Source organism: Clostridium sp. 1001270J_160509_D11, from assembly GCF_015667935.1.
Lineage (GTDB): Bacteria > Bacillota > Clostridia > Peptostreptococcales > Peptostreptococcaceae > Intestinibacter.
In genome coordinates, this window is sequence record NZ_JADPET010000081.1 from 1 (window position 1) to 12,599 (window position 12,599).

Sequence of the window (12,599 nt, forward strand, 5' to 3'; positions counted from 1 at the left end):
TTTTATTTAAATATTTAAAAATCAACATCAAATATTAAAATATGAAAGAAGGTATTTTAAATATGAAAAGAGGAACTTGGGCAGAAATCAATTTAAATAATATAAAACATAACTTCCACTCGCTAAAAAACACATTAGAACCTGATACAAGGGTTTGTTGTGTTGTAAAGGCAGATGCTTATGGCCATGGAGCTGTTGAAGTTGCAAAAATGTTACAACAAGAAAAAGTAGATTATTTTTCAGTAGCTAGGTTTGAAGAATCTATCGAACTTAGAAACAATAACATCCATACTCCTATTCTTTGTATGGGTTATATATCTGAATGTGATATAGAAGAAGCTATACATAGATATATTGGGATAACTGTGTATTCTTATGAAATGGCTAAAATGATAAACGAAAAGGCCGAAAAGTTAGGCAAAAAAGCTAGTATACATATAAAATTAGATACTGGTATGAGCAGACTTGGATTTGTAACAGATGAAAATAATATAGAAACTACTATAGAAGATATTTTAAAACTTAGTGAGATGAAAAACTTAAATTTAGACGGTATATACACTCATTTCGCTACTGCTGATGAAACTGACAAAAAAGAAACTTATTTACAATTAGAAAGATATAAAAAAGTTATATCTGCTTTAGATAAAGCTAATGTAAATATAATCTTTAAACATGTATCAAACACAGCTGCTATTATAGATTTAAAAGAACTAGGATTTAATATGGTACGTCTTGGTATAGGTTTATATGGATGCTATCCATCTGATGAAGTTTCTAAAAATACGAAGCTAAAACCTGCTATGGCACTTAAGACTATAATAACAAACATAAAAACAGTATCTCCTGGAACAAAAGTAAGCTATGGATATACTTATGAGTTTAAAGAAGAGTCTAAATTAGCTACACTTGCTATAGGATATGCTGATGGATTTGATAGAACACAAAATAACCCTAAAGTAATGATAAACGGCGTTTTATGTGATGTTGTCGGAAGAATATGCATGGATCAATGTATGGTTAAAATCCCAGAAAATTTATCTGTAAATATAGAAGACGAAGTTTTAATAATGGGAGATGAAGCTGGAGTTACACCAGAGGACTTAGCTTCTAGACGTGGAACTATTAATTATGAAGTATTATGCAGCGTTTCTAGAAGGGTTTCTAGAGATTATATCTTAGGTGATAATACTTATAGTAAATGTTATTTATAAAATATGAGTTATTAAATAAACAAATTAAAGTATATTAAATTTTAAAGGCAGTTAATGTATAATGTTAACTGCCTTTAAATATTTTTAAGATAAACCACAATCACAAACAAACCCTTCATCTCATTTTGACGGAGTTGAAGAATATGCACTAATAACATCTGGCAAGCTAACTTTACTTATGGATGGAAATGAATATAGCGCAAAAGAAGGCGAGGTAATACACTTTAAAGGCAATAAGCTTCATAGTTATATAAATAATACTGACTCTACTTCAAAAGCCTTTATTTTAATGTTCTATTAATTAAATAATAAACTAATTAATAGCCTAATATCAAATACATATACATCTATATAATATCTATATTTTGAAAGAAATATTAAAGGTCTATATATTAACTTAATAAATTAATATATAGACCTCTTATTTCGTAAATTTATATTTGAGCTTACAATATCTATTTACTTAATAACTCTTTTAAAGCTTCATATGAATGATCAATTATCTCTTCACAACTCACTTTATTTTGTTTAAGCTCTAGACAAATTTCAGAGTCGAAGTTCTCTCTTATATTCTTCATTAACTCTCTTGAATAAGCTCTAGCTACATTGATATCTTGGTTGCTTTCTCTCCCCTTTACATATCCAATTATCATTGCTGCAGCATTTACAGCACCACATAAACTTCCTACAGACATCCCAGTACCCATTGCACTCCCAAGTGCTATCGGTATATCTGTATTATGTTCCTCGTTATATGATTTTATTAATGCTTCAGCACAATTATATCCTTGACTATGATAAACTGATGGTTCTGTCATTTTACTCTCCTTTATATAATTATTATTATGCAAAATATATTATACACCTATAATTTATTTTGTCTATGACTTTATCACATTTCATAATTTTATTTACACAATATTTATATTTGAAGTAAACTATTTTCAATGATAGAATAATAGAAAATATAAATACATATATTTAATTCAAATTAAAACATTACTTATTGGAGGTAGTAAATTGAGTGATAAAAAAGAATTAAAAATAAGCAACAAATCAGATAAGCCGGATAATATCGTACTTAGAGACCATTTGCTAATCGAAAAGGCTATAAAATACGAAAAGAGACTGCCTTCTTTTATGAAAGATTACTTTGTATATTTAAAAGGTTCTGTTGCAGTTTCGACAAGAGCAGCTTATTTAGAAGATATTATATTCTTCTGCGACTATATAGTAAGTGAAAGCGGACTTACAGATAAAGATGATATAAAAGACTTGACTATAGAAGACTTTAAAAATATAAAATCAAGAGATATAAATTTATTCTTAGGCGATTTCTGCCCTAGATACTATAAAGAAAGAGAAGATCACACATTTGTATATGAAAACAACAATAGAGCTTTAGCTAGAAAAAAATCATCTCTCTCTACCCTATTTAAATTCTTATATAGAAATGAGCAGCTACCTACTAACATAACAGATGGATTTAATCCTATAAAGCTTCCTAAGCCCCAACCAGACGCTATAAAGAGACTTGACATTGATGAAGTTATGATAATGTTAGAAGCTGTTGAAAGCGGCGAGGGCTTAACAGATAAAGAAAAAGTATATTGGGAAAAGACAAAACTGCGTGACAAGGCTATACTCGCTTTATTTGTCACATATGGACTTAGATTAAACGAGCTTCGTGAGCTAAATATATCTTCGTTTAATTTTTCAAGGGGCGAATTTAAAATATATAGAAAACGTGGCAAAGAAGTTTTAATGCCGATAAATAAGACTTGTGAAACTGTAGTAATAGATTATATAAATTGTGAAAGACCAAAGTCAGACGATTTAGATGAAGAAGTTAAAGATGCGTTATTTTTATCATTACAGAAAAAACGACTTACATCGAGGGCAATAAGACAGCTTGTTAAGAAATATACTTCTATTTGTATGAATACATCTCGTGACAAGGGCTATTCCCCTCACAAGCTGAGAGCAACAGCCGCTACTTCTCTAATTCAATCTGGATTTTCTATATACGATGTAAAGGCGTTATTAGACCACGACAACGTGACAACGACCCAACTATACGCTGCACACAAGAAAAACATAAAACGCGATATAGTTAATAATTTTGAGTGGTTAGACGAAGAACCTCAAGATATTACTTTAGAAGATATTCAAGTTGATAATGATTTAGGACACATTGGAAATTCTCTAGATGATGAAGCTTATGATAAATCATATGACCAAGATAATAGCAATCAGGATAATAGCGATAAAGATAAATCCGAATAAATAATATATATCTATATATACGATATTATTTAGATCATCTGATGAGCAACTTATAGATAATACTTATAGATAATTTAGATTATAAAAATTGTTAAAAATCAGAACAAATGTTTGTATAAAAAAAAACATTATGGTACAATATAATAAAGTAAAGTCAAAGTATAGATAACTTTACAAATAAACAAGGAAATGAGTGATTTTAATGAGTTCAAGTGAATTATCTAACAAGCAACTCATGATTCTAGAGTTTATTAAGGAACAACTTCTAGCCAAAGGTTATCCGCCTTCAGTTAGAGAAATATGTCAAGCAGTAGGACTTAAGTCTACTTCTACAGTACATTCTCACTTAAATAAACTTGAAAAATTAGGATATATAAGACGTGACCCTACAAAACCTAGAGCTATAGAAATACTAGACGGTGGTAATGTATTTGCAAACAATAACAATACTGTAATGCAAGAGATGATCAATTTACCTCTAGTAGGTCAAGTAACCGCTGGAGAACCAATCCTTGCTCAACAAAACATCCAAGAATATATACCATTACCAGCACAACTTATCAAAGGTACTGACACATTCTTACTAAAAGTAAAAGGTGAAAGTATGATAAATGCCGGTATTTTAGATAACGACTATGTAGTAGTAGATAAAGGCGCTACAGCTTCTAACTCACAAATAGTAGTAGCTTTAGTAAATAAAGAATCTGCTACTGTAAAGAGATTTTTCAAAGAAGGCAACAACGTTAGACTTCAACCTGAAAATGACTTTATGGACCCTATCATTTTAAACGAAAGAGATGTTGAAATTGTTGGAACTGTTACAGGAGTATTTAGAGTATTTTAATGCGAAATAAGATAAAGCTTACTTAATATATTTAGTAGGCTTTATTTTTATTGTAAGGAAATTATACATTTTAGTTGGCGCAATGAACATAATGATTTTTAATTTAATAAAAATCTTTTATTTTTCATATAAATATTTCATTATAACTACTTTCCGTATATTAAAATCATACAACCTACTTATCATTCGTTAAAATATAAAAAATACCGCAGGTAAGAATTTTACCTCTTTAAAAATTATACGCACTATAACGAACAAAACCATTTAAGTTTCGTATTTAAAATAATCATAATTTAATATTAAAATAAATAAAAAAGACATATATCTTTAAATCTAGATACATGCCTTTTTAAAAAGCTTATTAATCTTATTATTAAGCTAAGCTTAAAGCTATTTTCATCATGTTAGTGAAAGCAGTTTGTCTTTCAGCTGATGTAGTTTCTTCTCCTCTTAATGGGCAGTCAGATATAGTTACTATACAAAGAGCGTTAACTCCTGCTCTAGCTGCATTCATGTAAAGAGCTGCTGCTTCCATTTCTACACAAAGAGCGCCCATTTTTTGCCATGATTTAAATCCTTCAAGTCCATTATCTCCGTAGAATACATCACTTGATACTATGTTTCCTACAGTTGTTTCTATATTTAATTCGCGACCTGCATTTACAGCTTTTTCTAATAATTCGAAACTTGCTGTAGGTGCATATGTACCTGGTAAGTTGTATTGAGATGAATAGTTTGAATCAGTAGAAGCTGACATACCTATTACTACGTCATGTAAGTTTAATTTATCGCTTATAGCTCCTGCAGAACCTATTCTTATAAGGTTTTTAACACCGTAGAAGTGTATTAACTCATAAGAGTATATTCCCATTGATGGCATACCCATTCCTGAACCTTGAACAGATACTCTTTTACCATTGTAGTATCCTGTATATCCGTACATACCTCTTACAGTGTTGTATTGAACAACATCTTCTAAGAAAGTTTCAGCTATAAATTTAGCTCTTAGTGGATCTCCTGGTAATAATACTGTTTCTGCTATGTCTCCAACTTTAGCTTCTAAATGCGGAGTTGGAACTGGTGATTTACTCATTTCGATTTCCTCCTAGAATGTAAATTACTTTAATATGTTCATAGTAGTTATTTTTATAACTTTACTACAATATTATATTATATATTATATCTTAAATTAGATGTATATATAATATACAAATAACACCTGTTAATTTTTTCTAGTTTCATTTAATCAGCTTTATTTATTGTATTTGTAGACTAAATAACTACATTATATACAAAAAAATATACCAAAAAGGTGATTTTTAGTATAACCATCATTTTCCAATCCACATAGCTGGTGTTTTATTAAGTATGTAAGTGAGTGTGTAAATATAGTCAGACTAAAATCAAGATTAAAAAAGAGTCGTAAAATATCATTTTACGACTCTTTTTTAATCTTGATTTTATCTTTTAATAGCGGCAACATAACTTTAAATATAGTTTTTTCTCCATCACTTTGAGCAGTTATAATCCCTCCATGAAGCGATACTATACTCTTTGTTATCGCAAGGCCTAGCCCTGAGCCACCGTCATTTTTATTTCTAGATTTATCTACTCTATAAAATTTATCAAATATATACGGAAGCTCAACTGCTGGTATTGGATTACCATAGCTTATTACATCCACTACTGCATAATCATTCTTTTTATATGCGTATATATCGAGAAATTCTCCTGTTCCGTATTTAATTCCGTTATTTATTAGATTTTGGAATGCTCTAACTAATTTATTTGGATCTGCAGAGATAATCAGTTTATCTTCTGAAAAGAAGCTTCTTTCTTTTATTTTTTCACTTTCAAATTGGTACCCAAATTGGAATATAATTTGATTTAATAATTCGACTAAGTCTATATCTATCTTATCTAATGTAATAGAGTTATTTTGGACTTTTGTAAGTTCAAACAAGTCGTTTATAAGTACTTCAAGTTCTTTAGACTTTTCATATGCTATATCTACATAATATCTAAGTTGAACTTCATCTCTATAATTATCTCCATTTATAAGTCCTAAATAGCCTTTTATAGAAGTTAGAGGCGTTCTTAAATCGTGTGATACATTAGTTATAAGGTCGGCTTTTGTCTGTTGTGCTTTTCTCTCTTGTATAGTTACATCTTTTAAAAGGCTTGAGATTATATTTATATTATCTCCTAATTTTTTTGTATCTCCTTTACAATCTATCTCTATAACCTTGTCCAAGTCTCCAGCTGCCATTTGGTTTGTAGCATTTACAATTTTGGCTAAACCGACATATGTCTTTCTCATAAATAAGTAGTATACTATTAATGTGCATATTGCGATTATAACGTAATTTAAATTGCGGTCTAATCCACTTTGCGCTTTAAAAAGCATAAAGAATTTTATTGCATCGATTAAAGTTCCACCATATTGACTATTATATCTGTAGTATATATCTAAAATTATCTTTAAAACTACAAAAGTAATAGATACACAAGTAAGGCTTAAAATAAAATAAGCTATAGGTAATATGGCGTAGTAAAGCGCCTTTTTATTTTTCAATTTTATAACCAACTCCCCATACTGTATGAATTATTTTTTCACCATTTAAACATTTATCAAGTTTATCTCTAAGTCTACTAATATGGACCATAACAGTATTATTTGATTGGAAGTATTTTTCTTTCCATACTTTTTCAAATATTTCTTCAGATGAGAATACTCTACCTTTGTTACTAGCCATTAGATATAGTATATCAAATTCTCTAGCTGTAAGAGATATCTCTTCCCCCGCTGCCACTACTCTATGTCTAGTTTTGTCTATTGTAAGCGAACCTACATTTATTAAATCCGATTCTTCAGAAGAGCTATTGTTGTTTAAGTAATAACTTCTTCTAAGAAGTGCTTTGACCCTTACTGTAAATTCTAATGGATTAAAAGGTTTTGTCATATAATCATCTGCACCTGTCATAAGACCTTGTATTTTGTCCATATCCTCAGATTTTGCACTTAACATTAATATAGGTATATTCTTTGTTTCTCTTATTTTTTTACATACTTCTATACCGTTAACTCTAGGCATCATTATATCTAAAACTAATAAATCTATTTCTTCTTTATCTATTATATCTAAAGCTTCTTGTCCATCTTGTGCTTTTATAACTTTATAGCCTTCATTTATAAGATATATCTCAAGTAAGTCTCTTATTTCCTTTTCATCATCCGCAACTAAAATTTTATTATTCAAATTATACCATCCTTCCTCCTCAATATATAATAACCCATATATTGAGTTAATATAATAAATATCTATAATATATTCTTACATAATTATAAATTATTTTTACAAAATATTAAATTACATTTTTGTCATTTCAAATATAAAGGGAATAAGTTCACTGTAATTAGATTATGTAAACCTATCCCCTTTATATTTACTAAACTATTTTATATTATATTGTAAGCTTATCTTAATCAATTAACTAATAAGTTATTAATAATTAAATAACAATATATCAATAACTTACTAATGATATAATTCTTCTAAAATATCTTTTGCAAAGTGATTTACTATTACTAAATCGTCTTTTATCTTGTTTTTATCGATTAACCCTGTAAATATATTTGAATTTCTGACTTCAAGTAACATAAAGCTATTTATCTTACATAAAGACAGTATATATGAATAATCATCGTCTATTATAAAGGCATTTTCAAAGTCGTAATCTTTTTTGATTATTTCAAAATCGTCTCCGTATGTCCCCTTTTCTGTATGCACTATTGGTAGATTTTTATGAAATTTGCTTATAGCATGTGATTTTTCATATCTGATTTTTAGCCTTTCGTCTTGTGATAAATCAAAATAATTCTCTCCAAATATTGAAGCCACTAAATTATTTAGATTTTTAAGTTTAAATTGTCTACCTTGTATTATTACTACTAATGGTTCCATATTATCCCCCCTAAATAAAACCAAATTGTATTTTATATATTTTTACCCAAAATTAAGCATATTTACACTTAATTACTTTTAAAATTATATATTGGTTTTATGATTTTTTTGATATCTACTGTGTCTGTTATATTGTTTATTATCTCTTCAATCGGTTTATACGCCTGTGGAGCTTCATCTAGTGTAGATACATTTACACAAGTTGTAAAAATATCTTTCATAGAAGCTTTATAATCATTCATATGGATTTTATTTTTAGCTTCTGCCCTCGAAAGTATTCTCCCTGCTCCATGTGGTGCAGAATAATTCCAATTTGGGTTGCCCTTGCCCTTTCCGATAATAACCCCATCTCTCATATTTATCGGAATAAGAACATCTTCTCCTTCATATGCAGAAATAGCACCTTTTCTAAGCATATACTTGTCTACTTCTATATAATTATGTATACTTTCAAATTTATTTAGACTTTCGTAATCAAGTCCTATAAATTCTACAATTTTCTCTGCCATAAGCTCTCTATTTTTAGATGCATATCTTTGAACTATGTCCATATCGTGAAGATAATCATCTAGGTCTTGTCCTTGTACATAACATAAGTCTTTTGGTATTTTGCTTTCTATTTTAAGAGATTCTTTTAACTTTTTAAGCTCTTTTTCAATTTTCTTTTTCTTGCCTGATTTTTTATAGCTTTCTATTATTTCTTTTGATTTTTCTTCATATTCACCATTATTATAATTTAAATTATTATATCCTACATCTTGGTAGTGTTTTGCTACTTGTAGCCCTATATTTCTGCTTCCAGAGTGGATAACCAAGTATTTATTGTTAAAATCATCTTTGTCTATTTCTATAAAGTGGTTACCGCCTCCAAGTGAGCCTAATGCTCTATTAAATTCCTCTGGTTTCTTTTTAATATTATTTATACAGCGTATTTTCAATATTTTGTCTATATAATCTACTACTGCTTTGTTATTTATATTAAATCCATGAGGTATGTTGTTTTTTATAAAATCATCTATTTTATCTAAGTTTAAGTCTATATCTCCAAGCTCAACACATAAAACTCCACATCCTATATCGACTCCAACTAAATTAGGTACGATTTTATCTTTTATAGTCATTGTTGTACCTATAACACATCCTGCTCCTTTGTGACAGTCTGGCATAACCCTAATATTTGAGTTTTTAACAAATTCTTGATCTAAAAGCTGTTTTATTTGAGATATTGTCTCTTTATCTATATTCTCTGTAAATACTTCAGCTTCATTAAAATCGCCTTTTATAATCATTAAAACACCCCTTTAATTTTTAAAAATTAAGTTATATATTAATATTATTATAACAAATTTAAATTTCATCTATTTAAACTTATTACAAATATTTAAGTTTTTTACAAGCATTAAATCCACCTATTATCTTAGTTTTACAGCCTTAAAATATATTTATTCATCCATTATGTAAGTAAAACTGTCAATTTTATTACGTATTTGTAATAAAACTGTAAGATTAGATATAAGGGTTGTATGATATACTTTATTAAAAGGTTGGTATTATATACTTTATTAAAATATTATTAAGGCGGTGACTTATGAATACTATAAATCCAAAAATTAGTGTTATTGTACCTGTTTACAATACAGCACAATACTTACCTCGCTGTCTAGATTCTATATTAAATCAGGACTTTAAAGCTTATGAGGTTATATGTGTAAACGACGGGTCTAGTGACAACTCAATTGAGATTTTAAGGGAATATGAAAATAAATCTTCAAAAATAAAAGTAATAAATCAAGCAAACAGCGGTGTTGCAACAACTCGTAATACTGCACTAAAGCACGCAAAAGGTGAATACCTAGCTTTTTTAGATAGTGATGACTTTGTAAGAGAAAACTACTTAAGCAGATTATATGACGCAGCTATAGATACTAGAAGCGATATAGTAATTTGCAATTTTTATAGATATTACGAACAAATAAATCTAGCTAAACCTGTGCTTTACAAGTTTAGAAGGGGTGTATTTGATAAACATGAAATATTAAAGGGATTAATTCCAGATAACTTAATTCATTCTTATTTATGGAATAAATTATGGAAAAGAGAAATATTTGAAAACTACAGCACATTTCCAAATATGAAATTTGAAGATTTTGCTGTTATGTCACAATTAATGTATAAAGCTGATAAAATAGCCGTTATAAACGACGCACTATATTACTACAGAATTAGAAAGACAAGCATAGTTAGAAGTATATCTCTACAAACACAAAATGATTATATGAAGGCTTATGCTCTTATTCGTCTATTTTTACAAGAATCTGGCGAATATAATAAATTTAAACGCCACTTTTTCTATTTATCGCTTAAAGTCTATATAGTTATGTTGGCTGTGATTTTAATGTTATTTAAAGAACATCCTTCACTAAAACTATTAGCTCAAAACATCTACTCTACAAAAGTGTTTATAAGAGCGTGTAGAGAAGATAACTTCTTAATGACACAAGAAGAGATATTAAATTACAATGTGCTTTCTTCAAGCGTTAAAGTACCAATACTTAATAGGAAGCTAAATACAAAAACTCCAAAGTAAATAAACTTTGGAGTTTTCTTATATTTTAAAATTTTATCGGTATTATATCGTCTTCGCTATATCTAGCTAGTATATATAAAAAGTCGGATAATCGATTTATATATTTTAGAAGCTCAGGATTTATTTCATCTTGTTTTGATAAAGTAGTTATCCTTCTTTCTGCCCTTCTACATATTGTTCTCGCTATATGTAAATTAGCTGAGCAAAGAGATGTTCCTGGTATTATAAATTCGTTTATTTTTTCTACTTTTGATGTATAATAATCTACTAAATTTTCTAATTCTTCTACATCTTCACTTGTTAAAATGGTTTTTAGTCTTTTATAATTTAAAGATGAAAGCTCTGCCCCCACATCAAATAATTTAGTTTGGATTTTTCTCAAAGCATCTCTATCTTCATTTTTTAAATAATGATAACAAAGACCTATATAAGAGTTTAATTCGTCTATTGTTCCATAAGCCTCTACTCTTATGCTGTCTTTTTCTATTCTGTTTCCTCCTATTAAGGAAGTTGTCCCTTTGTCCCCGCTTTTAGTGTATATTTTCATCTATTAACCCCTTTCTCAATTTATTAAGTATAAATCATATTTTAGATGTAGTTTATACTCTATATATATTTATTTATAAATGCGTCGACTTCCTTCCAATACTTTTCAGGATTTTCGTCTTCTGAGTGTGCGTGGCTCGCCCCATGTATAACTAATTTTTGCTTTTCGCTGCTACATGCTTCATAAAGCTCGTCTAGCATATAAAATGGTACAAACTTATCATCATCTCCATGTATAAACATAATAGGAACTTTAGCTTCTTTTACTGCCTCTATTGGAGATGCGTCATTTAAGAAGTATCCTGATTTTATTTTTACCATTAAATTTGCTATATTTAATATTGGAAATGACGGCATATTAAATAATTTTTTTAATTGATATTTAAATTGTTCCAAAGCTGTCGTATATCCGCAGTCTTCTATTATTACTTTTACATTTTGAGGTAGATTATCTAGTGAAGATGCTATCATAACAGTTGCAGCTCCCATAGATACACCGTGTATTAATATTTCAGCTTCTTTGTCTTTTGAAATTATATATTCAAGCCACTTTATAAGATCTTTTGCATCGTGATATCCCATTCCTATATAATTTCCCTTGCTTTTTCCATGTCCTCTTAAATCCATAGCTAATACATTATATCCCTCGTTATAGTAGTGAAAAGCCTTTGTACTAAGGCTAAATGCATCTGCCATATATCCATGAACAGTCACTGCCCATTTATGTGTGTCTTTGTTTAGTACTTGGTAACCATGTAATTTAAGATCGTCAAATGAAGTTGCAAATACTTCTTCAAATTTAGATGATTTTTCAAGCCATTCTTCTTCTGGTGTTAGCTCGTGGTGACTTAGCCCATCATTGCTAAAAATCATTTTCTTTGATGAATTTGGATTTATAGCTAAGTTGTAAAAAAAGTTTCCGACAAAAATTGATGCAATTATTAATACAAGTAATAATGTTATAATTACTGCCAAACAAATTTTTAAAGTCATTGTATTCCCTATCCTTTCAATTAATTCACTTTGTCTATAGCTATTGACTTTGTCTTCTTAAAATTTTATATATTTGTGTAGACTCTGTCTTTTGCTTAGGTTTATATTGATTAAATATATTTAAATTTTATCCATATTCTTGATATTTTACAACTATAGATCGG

The 12,599-nt window shown here is 28.7% G+C and carries 12 protein-coding genes; 4 read left to right on the forward strand and 8 right to left on the reverse strand.

What is annotated here, in order from left to right; genetic code table 11:
• Positions 1-62: 62 nt before the first annotated feature.
• On the forward strand, positions 63-1,214 hold the full coding sequence (alr, locus tag I4U58_RS08660; protein ID WP_243269590.1) for an alanine racemase: 1,152 nt from the start codon (positions 63-65) through the stop codon (positions 1,212-1,214).
• Between the two features lie 455 nt (positions 1,215-1,669).
• On the opposite strand, the gene I4U58_RS08670 is transcribed toward alr, so the two are convergent.
• A complete protein-coding gene (locus I4U58_RS08670) occupies positions 1,670-2,032 on the reverse strand; it encodes a C-GCAxxG-C-C family (seleno)protein (RefSeq protein ID WP_195930901.1) in 363 nt (120 codons plus the stop codon).
• 202 nt (positions 2,033-2,234) lie between these two features.
• On the opposite strand from I4U58_RS08670, the gene I4U58_RS08675 reads away from it, so the two are divergent.
• On the forward strand, positions 2,235-3,500 hold the full coding sequence (locus I4U58_RS08675) for a tyrosine-type recombinase/integrase (protein ID WP_243269591.1): 1,266 nt from the start codon (positions 2,235-2,237) through the stop codon (positions 3,498-3,500).
• Positions 3,501-3,702: 202 nt separating this feature from the next.
• Complete coding sequence (gene lexA, locus I4U58_RS08680) at positions 3,703-4,344, forward strand: transcriptional repressor LexA (protein WP_195930902.1); 642 nt, start codon at positions 3,703-3,705, stop codon at positions 4,342-4,344.
• A 373-nt stretch (positions 4,345-4,717) separates the two neighbouring features.
• Here lexA and deoD read toward each other — a convergent pair whose 3' ends face one another.
• The 5 genes from deoD to I4U58_RS08705 form a co-directional block, all read right to left on the reverse strand.
• The gene (gene deoD, locus I4U58_RS08685) at positions 4,718-5,437 is read right to left on the reverse strand and encodes a purine-nucleoside phosphorylase (RefSeq protein ID WP_195930903.1); all 720 of its coding nucleotides are present in this window, start codon (positions 5,435-5,437) and stop codon (positions 4,718-4,720) included.
• 342 nt (positions 5,438-5,779) lie between these two features.
• Positions 5,780-6,919, reverse strand: a complete 1,140-nt coding sequence (locus I4U58_RS08690) for a HAMP domain-containing sensor histidine kinase (protein WP_243269592.1) — start codon at positions 6,917-6,919, stop codon at positions 5,780-5,782.
• On the reverse strand, positions 6,909-7,604 hold the full coding sequence (locus I4U58_RS08695; RefSeq protein WP_195930905.1) for a response regulator transcription factor: 696 nt from the start codon (positions 7,602-7,604) through the stop codon (positions 6,909-6,911). Before I4U58_RS08695 ends, I4U58_RS08690 begins: the two co-directional genes overlap by 11 nt.
• A gap of 279 nt (positions 7,605-7,883) precedes the next feature.
• A complete protein-coding gene (locus tag I4U58_RS08700) occupies positions 7,884-8,309 on the reverse strand; it encodes a hypothetical protein (RefSeq protein ID WP_195930906.1) in 426 nt (141 codons plus the stop codon).
• Positions 8,310-8,377: 68 nt separating this feature from the next.
• Positions 8,378-9,598 carry an RtcB family protein gene (locus I4U58_RS08705; protein ID WP_195930907.1) on the reverse strand — a complete coding sequence of 407 codons (1,221 nt, stop codon included), beginning with the start codon at positions 9,596-9,598 and terminating at the stop codon, positions 8,378-8,380.
• A gap of 299 nt (positions 9,599-9,897) precedes the next feature.
• On the opposite strand from I4U58_RS08705, the gene I4U58_RS08710 reads away from it, so the two are divergent.
• Positions 9,898-10,896, forward strand: coding sequence for a glycosyltransferase (locus I4U58_RS08710; protein ID WP_195930908.1), 999 nt, complete (start codon positions 9,898-9,900; stop codon positions 10,894-10,896).
• A gap of 25 nt (positions 10,897-10,921) precedes the next feature.
• Here I4U58_RS08710 and I4U58_RS08715 read toward each other — a convergent pair whose 3' ends face one another.
• Both I4U58_RS08715 and I4U58_RS08720 read right to left on the reverse strand, forming a co-directional pair.
• A complete protein-coding gene (locus I4U58_RS08715) occupies positions 10,922-11,443 on the reverse strand; it encodes a cob(I)yrinic acid a,c-diamide adenosyltransferase (protein WP_195930909.1) in 522 nt (173 codons plus the stop codon).
• Between the two features lie 59 nt (positions 11,444-11,502).
• Positions 11,503-12,435, reverse strand: a complete 933-nt coding sequence (locus tag I4U58_RS08720) for an alpha/beta hydrolase (protein ID WP_195930910.1) — start codon at positions 12,433-12,435, stop codon at positions 11,503-11,505.
• Positions 12,436-12,599: the final 164 nt, after the last annotated feature.